This window comes from Paraflavisolibacter caeni (assembly GCF_025628885.1).
Classification (GTDB): domain Bacteria; phylum Bacteroidota; class Bacteroidia; order Chitinophagales; family Chitinophagaceae; genus Flavisolibacter; species Flavisolibacter caeni.
Genome location: NZ_JAOTIF010000005.1, coordinates 1 through 21,295 on the forward strand (window position 1 = coordinate 1; position 21,295 = coordinate 21,295).

Below are 21,295 nucleotides of genomic sequence, written 5' to 3' on the forward strand. Positions count from 1 at the left end.
TGTTCATATTTTTTTCAGCAGTAAATGCTGACTGAAGCACCCGCTTTTGTGCGATAAAATTATGCATATCCTTTCCGGAAAGCGAGCGCAGACGTTTGTGCATTATTCCTCCGTTAAGCGGATGCCTTATTTTTTACGTTTCACATTTCACGTTTCACAACCAATTACCCCACTACTCAATTTTATTTGGTATAATTCCAATGTTTCACTTTTAGCTAATACATCATGACTTAACCAGCTCCTTTCATATCTCTTTCCGTTTTTTGTTACCGATTGGATATCCTTGTTTTGCGATGGCTTTTTCTTGTTATCTATTATTTGCCGGATAGCATTAAACTTTATAATACTGCTCCCAACCTTTGCGGGGAGGCGGGCCAACGAGTAATTCATTTGCCCGTTTGCTGCTGGTAACAGTTTTCTTTTTGCGATTGAATACAATTTTCTCACCCGTCCATTGTGCCAACACGCCTAAGCAGAATACCTGGGATAAAGGACCCGCAATTGCAAATGGTGAACGTGTTTTTTCTTCACCCTTACAGGCTTTTAAAAAATTGGCAAAGTGATTGGATGGGCTTGCAGGAACATCCGGCAATTTTGAAGCCATTGCTTTTGCTTTTTCTTCCGGAATAATGGACAGCGTACTTCCATGCGAACCGCCTTTAAAGATCAGGTCTTTGGTGTAAATGATCTTACCAGGATTGAGCTTGGCAGGCTGTATTACGCCGTTGCTTGGCGGTGGAATGTTGGGATCGAGTGCTTGCACACCATATCCATCCGGAAGGGGTGGCTGGTTGTTAATCCCGTCATACCATTTCACATCCACCGGGGGCATGTTACCACGCTTGGGAAATTTAAAAGATAGCGTTGTTGACATAGGGAAGAAGAAATTATTATGGCCTTCTAACTTCAACGGGTTTACTTCGTACGGCAAACCAAGATCGAGGAACTCATGTGCAGTGTCGAGCAGGTGCGCACCCCAATCGCCAAGGGCGCCCATTCCAAAATCGTACCAGCAGCGCCATTGACCGTTTACAAAATTTTTATTGTATTCATGTCCCTGTGTTTGCATTTGCCACACATCCCAATCGAGTGTTGACGGAATAGATTCTGCGGAAGGGAAGGATGTGATCTTCGGATTCCAGCCATGCCAGCGACGTGCAGAGTTCATGTGTGCAGTAATCGCTGTTACATCTTTAATGATACCTGCCTCTTTCCACGCTTTAAATTGGAAATAGTTTGCTTCCGAATGTCCCTGGTTGCCCATTTGCGTAACCACATTCGGATGTTTGGCAGCCGCTTTCATCATCAGCTCCACTTCGTTAAAAGTATGAGCCATGGGTTTTTCTACATATACGTGTTTACCTAAACTGAGCGCCATCATGGTAACGGCAAAGTGAGCAAAGTCGGGTGTACATACAGACACCGCTTCAATTTGGTTGCCCATTTTATCAAACATCTGGCGGAAGTCTTTAAAGCGGGGCACATCTGGAAACTGTTTTAAGATAGTGAGCGTATGCGGTGCTTCCATATCCACATCACAAAGCGCTACAATATTGGCCAACCCTGTTTTGTGTAATTCCTGGATTACTTCTGCTGCACGGTTGCCAATACCCACACAGGCCAGGTTTACTTTTTCACCTGCGGGCATGCCAGGACTTTTTCCTTTAGCCAGCAATAGGCCCGGCGTAGCTGCCGCTGCAGAAGCCAGCAAAGCCTGTTGCAAAAACTTTCTTCTTGAATACTGGTTATTTGACATAAATATCGTTTTTAATAAAAATGGAAGGCGTTAATCCCCGGCAGTAAAATAACTCACCTTTCTTAACCTGGCAATTAACTATTTCAGTTCCCTGATCTTAATACTTCTAAACCATACTTCGTTACCATGATCCTGTATCAGGATATGCCCCTTGGGCGCTTCACCAAAGTTGGGCCATACCTTGTATTTGCTGATGGCAACCAGGTCACGAAACGCTTGTGAACCACGGTCGAACTCTACCACTTTTACACCATTGAGATAATGCTCTACACGATTGTTCGGATAAACAACAATGCGTCCTGTATTCCAGTTGCCGGGCTGGCGAAAAAAACGGGTGGACTTTTGTGATTTAATGAGATCATACAAAGAAGCCAGTGTACGATTGCCATCACGACCCAATTTTGCATCGGGATGAGTTGAGTCATCAAGCAATTGATATTCCAGGCCAATGGCCGATCCATTGCTGTTTTCTTTGAGTGTAACAAAATATTTCACACCGCTGTTGGCGCCTTTGGTAAGTTTAAAATCAAAAGACAGTTCAAAGGCGTTGTATAGATCTTTTGTAACAATATCGCCGCCATTGGTTGACTCAGCACCAGTTGATGGCAATACTCTTAGGGTACCACCTTTCACTTCCCATCCTTTTTCGGGAAACGAATCCTTGTGTGCGCCAACCCAGCCATTGGTTGTTTTTCCATCAAACAACAACTTCCAGCCATTTTGTTTTTCATAAGCTGTAAGTTGGTTGGGTTGCAGGTTGACAACATAAACCCCTTTGGGGAAAGACTTTGGTTTTATGTTCTTTGTTTGAATACGAATATCCTTCCAATAAATTTTCACACCTGCATGCTGAGGCTTACCAATAGCATGTACCTGTAAGCCAATTAAACCTTGATTGGCCGTTATTGTATCCACCAGGTAAGAAACGGCGTTTCCATCGAGCCAGGTTTTTACAGTATTACCAATACATTCAATCCTGATCTTGTGATACACATTCGGCGCAAAAAATATTTGCCCCTTAGGGTTGTAAGAAACCGGGTACAACCAGCTTCTTCTTCCCTCTTCGTAAATACCGCCGGTCCAATTGCGTGAAGAAGGATCAAAATCGAATTGATAACCATAAATTCTCCCTTGTCCATTATTTGCTTTGGCATCAAAATTACTTTTGAACTGTACGCCAGAATTAGTATTAGTGTCGGCCATCATAGCCTCCAGTTCCAATACAAAATCGCCGGTAAATTTCTGATCACATACCAGGAAGGAATTGGGCGAACCCATTACAGTGGTACCAACAATCTGCCCATTCTCTACGGTATAAGGGGCAGAACCAGTCATCACATTCCAACCATTCAACGACTTTCCATCAAATAAAGATTCCCATCCGCTCTTCTGTGCATAGCTGTTAAAAGAAATGACCAACAAAATGATCGCTAAAACCTGTTTCATAAATTGATTGTTGATAATGCTAAGTGTTTAAATGATTAAATATGGTTAAATGAGGTGCAGTTTTAATGAGTTTGCGAAATGCAGTACATGCGGATAAGCTTGCCCGTTTGTTTTCGGCAAATAAAATAAGTAGCAGTGTTTATAATAAAGCTTAGTAAAGCTCTTTGCATGCAACAAGCAATTTTGATTATTAAAGTGTAATCCTTTCAAGGGTTTAAAGTTGCTTGCAAGCATTGAGGAAGATGGGCGTAAAATGTATTTTTTTAGGGTAAAAATTGTCTCAGCCATGTTCTTTGATCAGATAAAATGCATAAACACAGAAGGGCCGCCTATCAAAGCCAGCCCTTCTGTGTTTCCTGAATATTTTCAAAATAGCCTGCCTGGTCTTTTTTAAAGCTGCTGCTATTACCCGTAAAACCCACCACAATCGGATTCACCATTTTAAACCATACATCATCCTTACCCACCAACCCTAATTCGGGCGAATTGTGAAAAGCATTTTCGCAAATTAACCGGGCCCATTTTTGTGTTAGCCAGGGTTTGCCCAATACATTAAACATGAAGGGTACATGGTGTACCGGTTCGTTGGCATGGTTGTAATAGTATAGCACTGAATTAATAAACTCTTTTCCATAGTTACCCATGTATATTTGGCGACCATGTTGTGAAAATTGAGCATAAGTAGCAGTAGCCATCATATTTCATTGGTGGTATATTCGATTTCATTGGTATGTTCAACTGGCTTTAGTCCTTAAGCATCTAATCCTTTTATTTCACCATTTTCTCTTCAATCGCTACCTTGTATCTGTACACCGGAACGATGTCAATTTCCTTTACTTTAGCCTTTAACTGATCGTCTAATGTTTTTTCTAAGCTACCCCAATAAATATCGAATTGCTTTTCGACAGGTAATACTTGAATTAATATAGGATCGGCTGTATTCTTAGATAAATAATTCAATCTAAACTTGCAAATACCATTATAGTTAAACTGGTCGTACACCAATTTATTGTCTTGATACATTGTCATCAAATCTCCATCGTAATTCACCGTCACTTCCCAGTCAACTACACCGGCAGATGGCTTGCAACTATAGTTTGACTGATAAAGTTGCTGATTGGGCAAAGAATGAAATGTTGGTAAATATAGCGGACCAGGCTGCAGCGGATTAAACTCCTTTGACTTTTTAAACACAGACAAAATAGAGTCTTTGAATGATTGAGCCGCTGCAATATTATTATCAACGATTGGCGAAAAATGTGCAGAAGGCTTGTTACCAACAGAAGGATTGATAATAAATGAGCTGAATAAGTTGCCTGCATCCACCTGCTTGCAGGTTACCCCATTTGAAATTGATTTAACCACTACATCAGAGTTTGGATAGGTTTTAATCTCAATCTTCCCGTCTTTGTTTGCAACTTCAAGACTCCATTGATTATTTGCTTCCTGTCTTATTAAGGCCTCTGTAAAGATCAATGCCTCTTTTTTATTACCATAATCAATTTTATATGTCTGTAAGGCCTGCTCCCGGGTAACAACAAGCACTTTAACCAGTTCACCATTTTTACCCATTACTTCAAAATAAAAACTTCCTTCTTGTTTATCGCATGTTATCGTGCCGCTTTTTGCATTCCACAGACAACCTTTTAAAGCAGTTACTTTTTTTATGGTAGTGTTATCAAATACCATTTCCGGAGCAATGGCATCCCTGAAGAATACAAAAGTTTTTGTTCCACCATTATTTACAATAGAAAGCGGCTGTACCGTAGCATATTGTAGCAGTACACTTTGCATTTCTAACTTATAAGGCCAGATTACATAATGATTAGAAGGAAAAGTAATCGGCTTTGCCGGAACCATTTCCACCGTTGTGCCATTATTTAAACTAAGTTGAAAATCTTTAACTGCGGGCAATGAAACAAGCCTTTGGTAATTGGAAAGAAATATAAAGCCCGCACCATTTTTGGTACGAACAGAAGCCTGCACTGTATCTGTTGAAAACATTGAACGTTTCAATTTAGCAGGAAAATAAGGGCGTGTTTCTGTCAATTTGCTTCCATAATCCTTTGCGAAAAGATTCATCAATTTTAATTCAGAGAAAGAAGGCGCCGGTATTCCCATCGCGCCTAAAGGAGCCTGGAAATCGTAATTAAGCAAGGGCATATCGTTAGGATAATTAGAAACCCTTGATTCCTGGAACCCGTAATTGTTTCCCAAATCAAGAGGAGTCATCCCTCCATGAAACATAAAATATCCGAACCCATTTAAACCTGCTGCTAATTTTGCAAAAATATTGGCTGCTACATCTGCGGCAGACACGTCTACACGCCTGTGATAGGTTTTCTGCATACCGGCACCCAATTCAGCAGAAATTAATGGATAATTGTTTCGAACATTAGCATCCACTTTCCCTAACAAATCACTTCCGATATCATCATCTGCTTTCAACGGTTTAATGAAATACACGGGTTTAATAAATGCCTTTGTTGTTGTATTCCACGGGCTATCGGGATAGCTGCCAAGAGTATACAAAAATTCATCCTGCTTATCTGGACCTGGGGCAAAACCACTATAATAAGGGACATCTATTCCATCACGAATTGCCATCTTTTTCAATGTCTTCATGTGTTCATATTCAGGAGCATTCTTAAAATTCAATTCATTTTCCAGTTGAAGTCCGATAATTGGCCCGCCTTGTTTAAAATAATATCCGTTACATTGTTTAGCTACCTGTTTATAATACAAATCAGAATAATGCAAGTAAGCTGAATCGTCTGTCCGTAGTTTTATGTTTTTAGCCATCAGCCAGTCGGGGAACCCGCCATTCTTAATTTCAGCATGTACCCATGGCCCTATTCTTACCCATACATACATTCCATGTTTTTTACAAAGAGCCAAAAACTTGTTGAGGTCATTGTTTCCACTCCAGTCAAAAACACCTTCTTTGGTTTCATGGAAGATCCAAATAATATAAGAACTGATCACCTGAACACCACCTGCTTTCATGGCAAGAATCTGCTGCTCCCATTGTTCAGCATTGTACCTCTCATAATTAAATTCACCCATAACAGGAAACCAGGGTTTTCCATTGCGTAGCAGGTAGTTTCCTGTATAGCTAAAGCTTTCGCCATCGGGCCTCACACTGGTTCCCATTTTCAACTTCGGTGTTATTACTGCCGCATTACTACTTTTAATTTTTATATCATATTCCAAGCGATTCTGAGCATGCAGTGCAATACACTGAATGCCAAGCATGCTCAAAAGAAAAAAAAGGCTTTTCATCATATTAATATTTCTCACTTAAGGTTTTTAATAAGAGCTGTTTAATACAACTTGACCAATAGCCTGTTTCGGCTATTTTCCCGGTCGAATTTTTATAAAGTTTACTTGATTAACTCTTGGCGGCGTTACATTATTTTACTGATACTTCAATTACATAGGCAGTATAGAACGGATAGCCGCAGGCACTTCTATCATCAACTTACCCTTTTCAACACTGTAAGCGGATTTCGTGTCAACCAGCATCAATTCAATACCAATTCTATTACCGGTATTTCATACAAAGGCTTTTTAGCTGGCAGTTTTATCACGACATCATCTCCCTGCACTTCAAACTTTAATTCAGAGTTATCAAATAAAAACTGCGCATATTTTAGCTTGCTTTTATAACCCGGCAAAAGCAATTTGGCATCAGAAGGATAATTATATAAATGCACATACAACCTTTTAATATCAGCATTATATGTAAGCTTGCTTCCTTCAGGCACTTTATATTCATCGGGGGCATAAGTACATTTGTAAATCGATTTGCTGTTGGCATGCATCCAATCAGCTAGACTGTCTAAAGCATTTTTTGCCCTGTAGTCAAATTCGCCACGGGCAGTAGGCCCAACATTCAAGATCAGGTTGCCGCCGTTGCTAACAGAAGATATGAGCAGGTCGAGCAGCTGCCTTTGCGATTTCCAGGTATTTTCATCTCTGTAATAGCCCCATGAGCCTGAAAATGTCTGGCAGGTTTCAAATGTCTTTCCCTTGAATTTTGCCAGTTCTTCGGGTTTCACCTGTTCAGGCGTTTCAAAGTCGGCGCCATCTTCGTACTCCGTCAAGTCTAGACGGTTGTTTACGATAATATTGGGCTGAAGTTTTCTTACCTGTTTTAACAATGCAACAGACCCCCAGTCATCTTTACCCTTCCCAAGTAAATTACCTTTTGTGGCGTATGAATAATCCAGCCACAATAAGTCTATTTTACCGTAGCCTGTCAGCAACTCCGTAACCTGGTTATACAGGTATTTTCTGTACACGGCCATATCCCTGTTTTTATTCGCATCCTTATATGCCGCCGCCGTATCTGTAATATTGTTCAGTCGCTGCGGATGTATACGATCGATCGTAAAATCCGGGTGGTGCCAATCAAGCAAAGAATAATAAAAGCCTATTTTAATTCCCTCCGCTCTGAAAGCATCTACAAATTCTTTCACCAGGTCTCTCTTTGCCTGCGTATTGGTGCTTTTGTAGTCTGTGTATTTGCTATCGAACAAACAAAATCCCTCGTGATGTTTGGTGGTGAGTATGGCGTATTTCATTCCGGCCGCTTTCGCCTCCTTCGCCCATAACTTTGGATCGAACTGATCAGGGTTGAAGAGGTCAAAATATTTTTGATATTGTTCATTGGTTTGCTTTTCCCTCATTTTTATCCACTCGTGGCGTGCAGGCAGGGCATACAAGCCCCAGTGAATAAACATTCCGAAGCGGGCATCCGTCCACCACTCCATCCTTTTCGTTTTCTGCTCAATCGTTTCATTACCTAACTTCTTTTGACCAAAGGCAAAACCTGCCATCATTACAAAAAAAGCAAACAACAAAAAAGTTTCACGAAAACTGCTTCTCATTTTGTACATAGTTTTTATTCAATTGAGTTTAAATGGATCATTTATTTTTGAAGACATAGACATACGCAGCATTTTTTACTAAACAGTGTAATGCTGTTACCAATCATCAGTCCTAAAACTGCTCGTTGGAAATCCTTCCGTATTAAACAGGTCGCCCACTACAAAATCCTTAAAAGCATAGCGTACTGCCACCGGGTTGGGAACTTCGGGGCTTGATACCAGTAGTTTTCCCTGAAAGATGACAGCTCTCGCCGGGCGAAAGACTTTATCGGGGCCAGCAATTTCAAAATAGCTTAATTGCTTGCCAAAAGAAGTTAACCCGTTGGGTGCATTGGCGAATTTGATGGTAGCCACATTGCCTGCAAAGCTTACAGACTCATACATTGGAGAAGCATAGGGGAATCCTTTGAATCCGTATGTTTTTGCCAATGCCATATAAGCCAAACGTTTGCTAACAGTTTCCTTGTCCCAGGGATGAATGAAGATTTCATTGCCAATATCCATGGTTACCGCCATGCCGCTATTCGGGATTTTCGCTAATGCTTTTCGTTGGGCATCTCTCAAATAGGCAGAATTGTATTTGGTTGCCGAGTCGGGCTTATTGAGGGTATAGTTGAAAGGTGCAATTTGTACATAGTAAAATGGAAGACTATCGTTGTTGGATTTTGTTCTTAGCATTTTAACAAATGCAGGAAACAAGGTTTCGTATTGTTTGGATCTTGTGTAATTACTTTCTCCCTGGTACCAGATACAGCCTTTAATGGTATAACCTAAGAAAGGATGCATCATGCCATTGTACACTCCAGTGGCATTCTGATTGTTGATTTTTTTTGAAGTATCTGTTTTAGAGGGGAAGGATTTGATTTCAGGAAATGCTTTCAATGCTTCTTCATCCATAAAACCTTCAACAGGAGTGCCGCCATAGCTAATGCACACCAAACCAACCGGCACTTTTAGTTTTTCCTGCAATAATCTTCCAAAATAATAGGCTGTGGCACTGAAGTTGGAAACCGATTCAGGTTCTGCAGCACTCCATGCTTGCTTTATTGAAGTATCTTGGGGAACACGTTGAAGAGCACGTGGAACTGTGTATAACCTGATTTTATCGTTGGTTGAATTAAAAATAGCATCATTGGAACCAAGAACGGGCTGATCTCTATACCCTTTCATATTCATTTCCATATTGCTTTGGCCACTGCAAAGCCAAACCTCTCCAATTAAAACATTTTTAATTGTGATTGAACTGTTCCCTTCACTTATACTGATCTCAAAAGGCCCGCCGGCAGCGGGGGTATCCACATTTGTTTTCCATTTGCCTTTTTCATCGGCAGTAACCACATACTTCTTTTTATTCCAGGAAGTGATGAGGATTACTTTGCTTCCTGCATTACTCCATCCCCATATCAATGGCGCAGTCCGTTGTTGCAGTACCATATTATCCGAAAAGAAATAGGGAAGCTTAATAGCACCGAAAGATTGGCTCAACAGGCCAAAAATGCCTATAAAGATGACGATTGTTTGCTTATAGACCTTCATTGTTTTGATTATTTTCTGTTATGATTAATCCGCGGATATTGATACAATAATGATCTTTACTTTACCATGTCACTCTTAAAACTAATCTTTATATTTTTCGACGCAGTCTTTATCAGTATCTGTTTTTTATCGCCAGAAATGGTGTATGATTTCACCGGCATCAGTTCTTCACTGCTCCATTTCTGACCCGATTTTTTCCAAAGCATCAATGTAATGTATATTTTTTCCTGCGAGGCATTCAACTGATCGGCTACGTTAATAACTTTCGACAGCTTGCTTTGTGGATGCACATTTTCTGTACTTAAAATTTTCACGTCATTCCAGCCTTCCAAAGGCACCATCGCCAATTGATACTCCCCGTTATCAATAATTTTTACCCAGTATTTTCCTGCTGTTTTAGTAGTTTCCACAATAGCTCCCTTTAGTTGCGGAAGTGCATAGTGCCCCAATCGCAAAGCAGTTGCTGTGTCGGAAGCTATTTCATCAACCCTCAATATCCCATTAGGAAGTGGTATATCTGCCAGGTTAAACTGAGTGGCGGGATGTGTTTCCAAAACAGCCTTGCGGTAATAAACGCCATCTTCAAACTTTTGAAAATTGTACAGGTGTAACGGCTCCCAATTGCCTGAACTGTTTTTAGTAATATAATTCATGGCTACCACACCATCCACACTATCAGCCTGCCAGGGGAAGGCACTATTATACGATAAGCGGTTGTAATTTTCGCTGGCTTTAATAGGCTCTTTTGCACCCAGTTCTTTACCCCAGGCCCTTATTTCCGAAGCGCCAATATTAGGATAATCGGTAATAAGAATATCGGTACCTTTTCCAAACTTGTTATATACCGTTCCTTTCTTTAATTCCTTACTCCAGGCACCTTCATTTTCTTTTGCATTCCAAAACGGATTATCATCCGGTATCATCAACCCAAGGAAGGCTTTAGCCATCCAAAATACACTGCCACGGCAGCTGTATGGCTGTATTGCAGGTTCAAACGCTCCATAAAAGCCAAGTGTAGGAATATTGTCCTGCATCAGATCAGGATCCTTCAAAAATTGCAACAATACACCTGATGCAATGCGGCGCATCCAGCCATAGTTGATAGCAGTATCATTCTCAAGTCCCATCAGCGGAAAAGGTATAATCGAGGCCATGCGATAACTCATACTCCTGCCCCTCATTATCACCTTTCCATCACGACTAAACATGTAAGGATAATCGTATTTGAGTTCATTAAAATTTTGCATGAACTTTTTGGCATATTCGGGATAATATTTTTTGCCGAAGAACTCCGACCAAAGCGGGCCATACATTTGAAAAGCCCACATGCTGTAATAGTCATACGCAGGATTATCATGATACCAACCATCGCCCACATAATTAGCAAGCGATTTATTGAGGTAATCAACCAACAGCGCTTCGTTTACTTGATATCCTTTGCTTTTATAAAAACTCAACACTAAGATGTTGAAGAATTTCCAGTTGTTACCAAAGCTTCTCCCCTCTCCATAACTCAACATCGTAGCGGCCAATAAATCCTGTTGTGCTTTGGGTAGCGGATCAAATAATATTTCTGGAATATAAAACAGAGCAACTGACAATCCGCCAAACTCTACCAGATTCTGGTGGGGGGCTGCACCCTTTTCCTGTTGTTTAATAAACTCAGGGCTTTGCGGGTTGATTAGTTGCATAAGATGGTGGCGGTAGTAGTCGGCCACTTTAATACCATGTATCGTTAGCCCTGGGTTATCTTTTAGCAGTGGTGCCGCAATAAATAAAGTGCGGCAAAGTCCTTCTAATTTTTCAACAGGTACCTGTTCAATGGTTCTGGGATAACTCTTGCCTTGCATTTTGGGAAACTGCATGGGATCATCAATATTATCAATGTAACTAAATGCTCCATTCAGTAAATAAAGTGCGGCATCCTTCCAATGTTTTTTGGTCATGCCTGTATAAGGACTTGTGGTATAATCAGGGCCTTTAACTTGGAATAAAGGCTGATTAGGAACTCTTTTTTGTTGAAGCAAGGCCGATAGGTCTGCCTGATTCTGGGCATTTACTTTTCCAACAACCATTATACAAAAAACAAAAGCAAGCGCTGTCAGGGCAAATTTCTTCATGTCTATATTATTTAACAATGCAGTGATTGTTACTTTTGCTGTTTTTGATGAGCTACAAGCAACAACAAAGAGCTTTTCTTTTTTTCAACCAACTTGGTATCTTTTTCAGTCGCAGTTCCAATTGGGCTTCATACAACGAAGCAGGAGCCACATTTTGTCCTATGCTTTCAAAATAACCCGCCTGGTCTTTTTTAAAACTGCTGCCATTACATGTAAAACCAACCACAATGGGATTTACCATTTTAAACCATACATCATCCTTTGGCCAAAAGTCAAAATCCTTTACTGGAGCGCTTGTTTGTGTATAATTCCAAAGCACCAACCCTGCCAAATGGTTGGGAAGGTTTTCGATGGCGCCTCCCTGGCGGCCCGGCATAAAGCCGCCGGTTACGTTATCCAAAAGGGTGTTTCTCGGCTGGCTGGCATGCGATTCAAAACAGGTGGTAGCCGGATAGCTGCAATGCCAAATGACCGTGTTTACCGCCCCATGCGACGATCCAAAAGAATGCCATTGCGAAGCTTCATCCTTCAGGTTAGCTAGCAATACATTGGTGGAGTGGGTGGAAGAAATTGCTTCGTGCCCGGCATTACCCGTAACCACACAATCCATCACCGTTACATTGGCACTCTGGTTCACAATGGCGCCTATATTGCAATCGGTAAAGCGACAGTTGCGCATCCACGAGTTGGTGCACCGGCTAAACAAAAAGAGGTTGAAACCACTATCGTGTTTCCAGGATTTGTGGTGTACAAATGTTTCCTTCCAGTTACCCACAAAAGCTATGTCCTCAATACCCACTTCGTTGGCATGGGCAAACTGGTAAACTGTCCAGCCGTACTTGGGATCTACGGGATAAGCCAATGGCGCATGCAGCCGTATGGTATTTTTTTTCACCTGCGCTACCTGGTAATAAACACAAACATCTACGCCTTCTTTTACAATGTATTTCCAACTGCTGTCCGGTTTATGCGGCGCCAGTTCCTGGTTTACCAGTACGGCATCGTTGTTTAGCATTTTCAGGGCAACCCAATCGCCCACTTTGATATCGGTGGTAGTATTGAGCGTAAGTTCCATCGCACCAACTGCGGCCGGCTCCTTTACTTTTCCTATTTCCTGATCGCGTCCATTAGCTGTAACCGTAAACATGGGCCGACCCGTCCACATTTGATCGGGATTTACGGGCACCAGTGGCTCTTTCATAAACAATTCGGTACCATTAGATCCCGAACCGCTGCCACGGAGTATGATATTGTCTCCTTTGCAGATGATTCCCTTTTCCAGCGTGCTGTCGTCGTTAACTATAAACCGGCCTTTGGGGAAAAACACGATACCTAAACCATTTTTATTGGCAGCATTAATGGCTTGCTGTATGGCCTCCCGGTCGGAAATATCATCGTTGGGTTTGGCGCCAAAATCCAGCACATTAAAAACCTTATAGTTTCTGATATCAGGTATGGCCTTTTCGCCGCTATGGTAACCGGCGTAAGAAAAGTCTGGTAATGGCGATTGCTGTTTGTTTTGCCTATAGGCTTCAAACAATTGGGAGCCTGGAGCAGACTGCGCTGCCAAACGGCCGGAGGCCACGAATAGCAAGACAACAAGACAAGCATTGCTGAAATATAACTTTCGTTTGTTTTGAACCATTTTACTATCTAAATAACTTGAGAAATTGGATTCACTGTTTCAAAATTGCATTGACGTAACACCTCTCCCTCGCTGCTCAGCACTTCATATATTACTAAAGAAGCCGCCCTCAAAGAGAGCGGCGTCCTGGTTATTGAACTCTATTTTCATGCGCTTGACACAAAAATAAATACTCGCCGCACCTATTGTATAACAACAGGAAGTTTTCTTACAACAGTGTCCGTTGTATATACAGTAAGATTGGTGGCAGCAAAAACTGCTTCGTATTTTCCTATAGCTGGATAAGTGTACTTGTACGGTGAGGTCGTGACTGTAATATCCTTAACAGGCACACCCACATCGGGTGTTACTTTAGTTAAATCAATTCCACCCATAATAGCCCATGCTTCCGCATTGGAAGTAGCGGCTGCTGCTGTTGCAGCACCTGTAATGACCAATGAAGTACCTGCCGTAACAGCCCAATTGTATGTATTTGCAACAGGATAAGCTATCCAACCCGGGCTAAACGCAAGTACACCATAGTTGGAAAAAGAAGTTGTTGGTGCATTTAAGTTAGCAAGCGTATAAGTAGTGTTATCAGGCAAACTATTGGTAATACTCAGGTTAGTGATCGTCCATTTATTTTGAACCGATCCAGCCGCTGCTGTATATTTAAACGCAATAAATGCCCGTTTACCACTTTTTGCATAAGAACTGAGGTCAACTGTATTTGTAACCGCCGTAGCATTGGTTGCCATATTTGCCGGTGTAACATCGTTCCAATTAGCAGCGGATATATTGGCAAGTGTTGCGGCAGTATCACCCACAACCACACCTTTAAAATCAAAAGACAACATCACTTGCAACGAATTAGCTTGCGTACCTGTATTTAATGCATTGGTAAAATTAAGCTGGGAGATACCTGCAGCCGATGTTCTATTGCGATAAATGTACCTGTGCCCAACTTCGCCCGAATAGAAAGTAACCCCAACCGGGTTGCCGGTGAAATTAAAGGTTGTTTTACTGCCTAATGTATAATAAGCGGTATCATTGGAAGGCTCAGCAGATTTCGTACTATCTGCTTTAACATTGAATGTATTGATAGCGGCCAAGTCAACGTCTTTCTTATCACATGAAGCAATAAGAACGCCGCTAAGCATGATCAGAAAAATATTCTTATATGAAAACATAGCTTAATTTTTTTATCATTATTGTGAATGCGCATTGTGTCCTTTACCATCCAGGATTTTGTGTCATATTTTTATTAACAGTGATCTCGGATGCCGGGATGGGCAATAACAGGAACTTATACGGTGCTGCCGATGCTACATTGTTATAACCGGCAATCACCTGGGCTTTCGTGTTAGATGAAAATGTAGTCCAGGAATTTACCTGGTTAGCTATGGAAGTCATGGTTGGAACGAAAATATTCCACCGGATAAGATCCCTGGTTCTCAAACCCTCATAACAAAGTTCCCTGGACCTTTCATCCTGGATGTTCTGGAGGGTTACAGCCATCAAGTCTACATCTGCCTTTGTTAACAAAGTTCCGGTAGCTGTTGCAGCCGGGCCTGCATAGGTAAACACAGCCCCTGTAGTAGCAGCGATAGATGCTCCTGATGTTTGTGTGGGCGGTGTACTTGTAGATGTGCCGGCCGTAGTTATGGTATATAAATTTCCATTATTAATTACCTGCTGGTTAACCGAATAGGTTATATTGGCCGCCCAGGCATTTCCTAAGTAGATAGTAGTTGCTGATGTAGGGGTAAAACCTAAACCGCCCGAGGTTAAATTAACTGCGGTTACTTTGCCGCCGGTAATGGTGGATGCATACCCCAGGTTATTGCCTTGATTGATATTGCCCAGGCTGGCATTATTATAGCCACTGGTAAGGGTAGTGTTATAACCCGACCCCTGATTTGTTATCGTTAATGATTTAAGTGGAGCTGTTGTTTCTGCTAAACCAAAACCTCGTTCTCTAACCGCGTTAACAGCAGCTATACCTTCGGCAGAACAAGTACCTCCGTTCAGTTGTAAATCGGCTTCAGCAAACATCAATAACACATCAGCAAACCTTAAAATAGGAAAGTTGATGGCAGTGTTGTTTTTGCTTTTAGGGAAAACAACCTCATAATTTCTTCTCCATTTTGCATTATTCCTGTTGTATGCAAAAGGGGTTGTATTGCTGATCGGGTCTCTTGAAACAATTGGAGACCTGGACGTATTAACACCGTAATTGAAGTTTTGGATATTCCAATCCCTCCTTGTATCAGACTTATCATATAAGTCATACAGTTTTTGTGTTACATAAATATAAGCATAGCTATAGCCACTATCCTGCCAAATTGTAGTTGCTGAGCCAGCATATGTGTTTTCGGCAGTAAATCTGATTCCGTTTTGGCTGCCCAGGCCACCGGTAAGCCTTGCAGGATTGGCATCACTACCAGAAAAATCAGCCTCCCAAATGCTTTCCTTTACCTCATACTTATCTGCCGCATGGTTAATAAACACCTGGCTATAACTTGGGTTCAGGCTATGAAGGCCGGAATTAATTACTTTTTGGCTATACACACTTGAACTATCGTACATGGCCCTTGACCCGGCTTTACCTCCATTGAATGGATAACCGGCCATGGTGAGATATACTCTTGCCAGGATTCCCTGCACTGCAGTTTTCGACACCCTGCTTGCAGTACCCAACTTACTGATAGGATACACTTTGCCTTCCGCCATTTTCATATCGCTAAGGATCGATTGATAAATACTGTCAACGGGTGTTCTTGACAGGCTCAGGTTATTGGGGTCGGTTGATGGTGTTAGCTTAAGGGGCACTGCGCCAAAATTCGATACAAGTAAAAAATGATAGTACCCTCTTAAAAAAAGTGCCTCCCCGTAAGCTGCCTGCACTTCAGCACTTGGGTCATTCTTGTCAACATAAGCAATCAATTGGTTAGCCCGTTCAATACCTGTATAGAGCTTGCTCCATAAGTTACTTACGTTTGAGTTTGCATAATCAAAAGAGAAACTTGACTGAGCGTCGGGAGTATTTCTGCCCGGCCCTCCCCAAAACGTTTCATCATTACAGGTAAACAATCCTTTTGCATAATCTTGGCCATAAACACTTAAAGAATTGTAAACACCTGCCAGCGCATTGGTTAATGTGGCGCCAGTATAATACTGGTCCGGAGCCAAAAAACTGCTTGGTTTTGTGTCTAAAAATTTTTTGCAAGATGTAAATGCAACTAAAACCACCATTGCTATTATAGATATATTGTGTTTCATATCACATTTCTTTTTTAGATTAAAAAGTAACATCCAATCCTAAAGTAATGGTTCTTGCCTTAGGGTATGATGAGTAATCAAATCCGCCTGTCAATACCGAATTATACAAGCTCACTTCAGGATCCTGGCCCGAATATTTCGTCCATGTAATCAAATTCTGAACAGAACTGTATGCCCTGATGGCTTTAATTTTCAACGGTTTTAAAGCTGAAGCGGGCAAATTGTAACCCATAGAAAGGGTTTTAAGCCGCAGGTAAGAGCCATCTTCAATAGTATAGGTAGAGTAACCCGTAAACGATCCTATGAAGCCGCCTGTTCTAACAATCTTTGTATCGGTATTGGTTGGGCTCCACCTGTCTAAAAAACTTTCATACTGGTTAAGGCTGGTACTTCCTCCTCTAAACTGGTAATTGTTTAGATTCTGAATATTGTTGCCATAACTCCACTGGAAGAAAATATTTAAGTCGAAGCCTTTGTAAGCAAAATTGTTTGTAAAGCCACCTATATGAATGGGTAAACTTCTGCCGATAACTGTAAAGTCATTTTTATCAATTGTTCTATCGCCATTCAAATCCCTGTACTTAATATCGCCAGGCTTAATGCTCGCCCTGGACGCATTACCGTTACCGGTAATCTCGTCCTTTAAAATATAAGTGCCCGATGTAGTTTGATCAAAATCGCTGTATTGATACAGCCCGTCGGCTATTAAGCCAAACATAAGGCCCAGCGATTGCCCTACTTTTGCAATGTAAGAAGGTACTGAACCTAAGCCAGTAGTCCAGGGTGTTGTTATACCAAATGATTCTTGGTCTTCTGCCAATTGCAACACTTTGTTTTTATTAAAGGAAATATTAAAACCAGTTGTCCAGGTAAACGCTTTGCTTCTAATGTTTGTAGAATTTAAAGAAAACTCCAGCCCATCATTCTGCACTTTTCCTATATTCTTAAATACTTTTGAATAACCAGACGAAGTAGGAACGTTGGCATTTAAAAGCAAATTGGATGTAATTTTTCTATACGCGTCAACCTCTAAGTTTAGCCGGTTTTTAAAGAACCCCAGTTCCAATCCTACATCGGACTGGCCGGTGGTTTCCCATTTTAGCTTTTCGTTGCCGATAGTGGTGGGAATTGCCCCGCTTATTTGTTGGTTATTAAATGTGTATCCGAAAAAAGGATCCATGTTATAGACAGAGAGGTATGCAAAATCGCTTACCCTGTTATTCCCCGTTTTGCCATAGCTGGCTTTCAACTTGGCTTCGGATATCACATTACTCAACCCATCCATGAATTTTTCCCTGGAAATTCGCCATGCAATGGCGCCCGATGGAAAATAAGCCCAACGATTTTCGGTAGAAAACTTGGATGATCCGTCAGCTCTGTAGGAAGCCGTTAACAGGTATTTTGATTTGTATGAATAATTCACCCTTCCTAATAATGAAACTGTAGTATTCGAAGAAGCTGTTGTTGTATTACTAAGGGGTGTACCCTGTGCTAATGCATTTATCCCCAATTGTTCGTTAGGAACCTTATTGGCCGAAAATCCATGAATTGATGTTTGCACCTGTTGGTTGCTCATACCGGCCATTGCCGATATATCGTGAATTTTCTTAACAGATTTCGTATAGGTTATATAGTTTTCATTCAGAAGAGCAGTGTAGTTATTATCGTTAATTGAACCATTAGGACTGCCGCCTACACTTCCAAGAGAACCTTGTGCTGTTTGAGAATTATAAAATTTTTGCGATGTTACCAGCCTGTTGTCTATACCACCAGTTACTTTTAGCACCAGGCTAGGTATAATACGATATTCCAGGTACGCATTCGTTAACAGATTTTTTGTAATATTCTTACTGAGTGTATTCTTTAACGATTTAAAAGGATTAAACCTGTAATCATTCGCTGAAGACACCAGAGGATCGGTATTGCTATCGTCAGTAATGTCAAAATCCACGCCATTAAGCGCAGCTTTGCTGGCAGGGCTTGGGTTAACGGGTCTGTAACCCCAAACACTATACATCAGGTTCAATGTACCACTAAAATTAGAGCCGCCAACACTTAACCCGTTTTGCTCCAGGTAGCTATAATTGGTATTAATACCCACTTTCACCTTATTGTTAAGAGTCTGATCCAATACAAACCGCCCTTGGTATCTTTTGAACGCGGATGTGATGATCACCCCCTTTTGATCAAAGATGTTCCCGGAAAGAGCATATTTTGTTTTATCATTACCACCTGTTATTGAAAGAGAATTATTAAAAGTGGGAGCATCCTGAAATATCTGGCTTTGATAATCCAGGACATCGGCCGTATCCTTATAATAGTCCATTGTTGTACCGCCACCTAAATAAAGTAGTGTAGGCGGCGGAGGAGTACCTGGTGTTTTGCTTGGGTTTGCTTCTATTTGATATTTAACATACTCGTACGGGTTCAAAACCTTCATCTCCTTAATGTTTTGCTGCCATCCATAATAACTATTCAATTTCACAACCGGAGCGCCTGCTTTACCTCTTTTAGTGGTAATCATTACAACACCGTTGGCACCACGGGCGCCATAAATAGCTGTTGCTGAAGCATCTTTTAATACCTCGATCGATTCAATGTCGGCTGGATTAATTGTATTATTATCCATATTCTCGATCGGGAATCCATCAACCACATATAGGGGTGTATTTGACTGTGTAACAGAATTAGGCCCCCGAACCACAATATTCATTGAACTACCGGGCTGCCCATCTGCTGCATTCACTTGTACGCCTGCTACTCTTCCAGCCAGCGCCTGATCAAAAGAAGCAACGGGCGCTTTCTGAACATCACTCATGCTTAATTTTCCTACAGAACCGGTCAAGTCTTTTTTCTTGGCAGTACCGTAACCAATTACTACCACTTCCTCGGATTCAGCAACTTTCAATTGGAGGGTAACGTTCAATGTAGCATTAACCCCGGGGGAAAGCTCCCTTTGAATATAACCTACTGAGCTAAAAACAAGGAGGACATTACTGCCAGAAACCTGAATGGAATAACTACCACTGGTGTTGGTAAATGTGGCAACTTTTGTTCCCTTAACTGTTACGGTTACATTTTCCAATGGCTTACCATCAGGACCTGTTACCGTTCCTTTAATAATTTTCTTTTGAGCAAAAGCAATACTGCTCAAAAGAACCATAATTGCAAACAACCAAATTCTCATTGTGTAAAGGTTTGGATAATAAATAAAAACTTTTCAGCCCTGCGCCAATTAACCGGCTTGAGCTTTTCTTATTATGATTTTCGCTTATTTAATTGCCGGTAGCGTAACAATGCTTCGAGGAAGTAATAATCAGCATAAACCAATGGCACATCTACTTCTGCACCGTGAGGAAAGCTGCCAACAGAATGTTTCAGCAAAAAATACGCATTGGTGCCAGGTTCTGCAAAATAAGCAGGCGAGCTTAAAGTATTTAGTGTTGCAATGGCAAAATCCTTATATTTTTTACCATCCTTACCCAAGTACCCATTGAGTTCAAAAAGAGCTGAACAAACAATTGCAGCAGCAGAGGCATCCCTGGGTATATAATTAAATTTATTAGGATCATAATTCCATTGAGGAGTATACCCTTTCTGATTCACGTTAAAATCCCAATAAGGAATCTTATCCTTAGGAAGATTGGGATTATTCATGTAAAAATCAGCCATCTTCTTTGCTGCATCCAGGAACTTTTTGTTTCCCGTTTCCCTATATGCCATCGTGAACCCATAGATGGCCCATGCCTGCCCACGTGCCCATGCTGAATTATCAGAATACCCCTGGCATGTTTGCCTATTCAATACCTTACCAGTCAGGGTATCATAATTCACTACATGATAAGAGCTATAATCACTTCTAAAATGATTTTTCAAAGTTGTTTCTGCATGTCGCACTGCCACCTGCTTATACAAAGGGTCTCCGGTTACTTTAGAAGCAAAAAACAACAGTTCAAGGTTCATCATGTTGTCAATGATTACAGGGTAATACCACATCGTTTTACCATCCCATGATAAACGGGAATCCCAGGATTCTATGCAGCCAACCTTTGGATGATACCTGCTTACCAGGGATTTTGCAGATTGAATCAATATCTTTTTATAGCTTTCGTCTTTTGTAATCCGGTAAGCATTTCCATAGCTGCAATACATCATAAAGCCCAAGTCATGGTGACTTGTATTGAATTGATTTTTTTCTAAACTTTCGGTCCATTTAATGGCTTCCTTTTCCCAATTTTTGTTTTGGGTATACTCATACATGTACCAAAGGTTTCCGGGCCAAAAGCCGCCCGTCCAGTCAGAAATGGGCACATACTTTATGTCACCGTTTTTTTCACTGGTACGGGGATACATTGAAAGGTCTTCAGACTTGCGCAGCATAACAGCATATTGCTGTTCTGCTACTTTAAATATGTTATCAATAAATTTCTTATCCTCTTTTTTGTCTCCAAAGGCACTAAGAATAAAAACGAGCAGAATAGGGAACAGAAGCCCGGAAATCAAACGGAGTTTTTGATGCATATCGCTAGACTTAATTAATGTTTAAAATATTTTTTAGCTGTTATACAAATCTGCACAGATTGGTCAGGATATAGGGGGCAAGAATTTATGCAATAAGGGGTAAATTTTTATTTGTTTC

12 protein-coding genes are annotated in these 21,295 nt (G+C 41.1%); all 12 read right to left on the reverse strand.

Features of this window, described 5'->3' with window-relative positions; translation table 11 throughout:
- Positions 1-331 precede the first annotated feature (331 nt).
- Positions 332-1,756, reverse strand: coding sequence for a Gfo/Idh/MocA family oxidoreductase (locus tag OCK74_RS08920; protein WP_279296682.1), 1,425 nt, complete (start codon positions 1,754-1,756; stop codon positions 332-334).
- A 78-nt stretch (positions 1,757-1,834) separates the two neighbouring features.
- Positions 1,835-3,202, reverse strand: coding sequence for a 3-keto-disaccharide hydrolase (locus OCK74_RS08925; protein ID WP_279296683.1), 1,368 nt, complete (start codon positions 3,200-3,202; stop codon positions 1,835-1,837).
- A gap of 332 nt (positions 3,203-3,534) precedes the next feature.
- Positions 3,535-3,900, reverse strand: a complete 366-nt coding sequence (locus OCK74_RS08930) for a glycoside hydrolase domain-containing protein (protein WP_279296684.1) — start codon at positions 3,898-3,900, stop codon at positions 3,535-3,537.
- A 70-nt stretch (positions 3,901-3,970) separates the two neighbouring features.
- Positions 3,971-6,502: a beta-galactosidase gene (locus tag OCK74_RS08935; protein WP_279296685.1), complete on the reverse strand. Its 2,532-nt coding sequence runs from the start codon at positions 6,500-6,502 to the stop codon at positions 3,971-3,973.
- Positions 6,503-6,726: 224 nt separating this feature from the next.
- Positions 6,727-8,094, reverse strand: coding sequence for an alpha-L-fucosidase (locus OCK74_RS08940; RefSeq protein ID WP_279296686.1), 1,368 nt, complete (start codon positions 8,092-8,094; stop codon positions 6,727-6,729).
- Positions 8,095-8,190: 96 nt separating this feature from the next.
- Positions 8,191-9,630 carry a sialate O-acetylesterase gene (locus OCK74_RS08945; RefSeq protein WP_279296687.1) on the reverse strand — a complete coding sequence of 480 codons (1,440 nt, stop codon included), beginning with the start codon at positions 9,628-9,630 and terminating at the stop codon, positions 8,191-8,193.
- 56 nt (positions 9,631-9,686) lie between these two features.
- Positions 9,687-11,750, reverse strand: a complete 2,064-nt coding sequence (locus OCK74_RS08950; RefSeq protein WP_279296688.1) for a DUF2264 domain-containing protein — start codon at positions 11,748-11,750, stop codon at positions 9,687-9,689.
- Positions 11,751-11,802: 52 nt separating this feature from the next.
- Positions 11,803-13,395, reverse strand: coding sequence for a DUF4955 domain-containing protein (locus tag OCK74_RS08955; RefSeq protein WP_279296689.1), 1,593 nt, complete (start codon positions 13,393-13,395; stop codon positions 11,803-11,805).
- A 182-nt stretch (positions 13,396-13,577) separates the two neighbouring features.
- Positions 13,578-14,564 carry a DUF5017 domain-containing protein gene (locus tag OCK74_RS08960; protein WP_279296690.1) on the reverse strand — a complete coding sequence of 329 codons (987 nt, stop codon included), beginning with the start codon at positions 14,562-14,564 and terminating at the stop codon, positions 13,578-13,580.
- A 43-nt stretch (positions 14,565-14,607) separates the two neighbouring features.
- On the reverse strand, positions 14,608-16,656 hold the full coding sequence (locus OCK74_RS08965; protein ID WP_279296691.1) for a RagB/SusD family nutrient uptake outer membrane protein: 2,049 nt from the start codon (positions 16,654-16,656) through the stop codon (positions 14,608-14,610).
- Between the two features lie 19 nt (positions 16,657-16,675).
- Entirely contained in the window at positions 16,676-19,843 is a 3,168-nt protein-coding gene (locus tag OCK74_RS08970; RefSeq protein ID WP_279296692.1) for a SusC/RagA family TonB-linked outer membrane protein, read from the reverse strand.
- A 71-nt stretch (positions 19,844-19,914) separates the two neighbouring features.
- Entirely contained in the window at positions 19,915-21,177 is a 1,263-nt protein-coding gene (locus OCK74_RS08975; protein ID WP_279296693.1) for a glycoside hydrolase family 88 protein, read from the reverse strand.
- Between the last annotated feature and the right edge of the window lie 118 nt (positions 21,178-21,295).

Coding starts and splice junctions, on each gene's coding strand:
- OCK74_RS08920 (WP_279296682.1), bottom strand. CDS start 1,756: ATGTCAAATAACCAGTATTCAAGAAGAAAGTTTTTGCAACAGGCTTTG.
- OCK74_RS08925 (WP_279296683.1), bottom strand. CDS start 3,202: ATGAAACAGGTTTTAGCGATCATTTTGTTGGTCATTTCTTTTAACAGC.
- OCK74_RS08930 (WP_279296684.1), bottom strand. CDS start 3,900: ATGATGGCTACTGCTACTTATGCTCAATTTTCACAACATGGTCGCCAA.
- OCK74_RS08940 (WP_279296686.1), bottom strand. CDS start 8,094: ATGAGAAGCAGTTTTCGTGAAACTTTTTTGTTGTTTGCTTTTTTTGTA.
- OCK74_RS08945 (WP_279296687.1), bottom strand. CDS start 9,630: ATGAAGGTCTATAAGCAAACAATCGTCATCTTTATAGGCATTTTTGGC.
- OCK74_RS08950 (WP_279296688.1), bottom strand. CDS start 11,750: ATGAAGAAATTTGCCCTGACAGCGCTTGCTTTTGTTTTTTGTATAATG.
- OCK74_RS08955 (WP_279296689.1), bottom strand. CDS start 13,395: ATGGTTCAAAACAAACGAAAGTTATATTTCAGCAATGCTTGTCTTGTT.
- OCK74_RS08960 (WP_279296690.1), bottom strand. CDS start 14,564: ATGTTTTCATATAAGAATATTTTTCTGATCATGCTTAGCGGCGTTCTT.
- OCK74_RS08965 (WP_279296691.1), bottom strand. CDS start 16,656: ATGAAACACAATATATCTATAATAGCAATGGTGGTTTTAGTTGCATTT.
- OCK74_RS08970 (WP_279296692.1), bottom strand. CDS start 19,843: ATGAGAATTTGGTTGTTTGCAATTATGGTTCTTTTGAGCAGTATTGCT.
- OCK74_RS08975 (WP_279296693.1), bottom strand. CDS start 21,177: ATGCATCAAAAACTCCGTTTGATTTCCGGGCTTCTGTTCCCTATTCTG.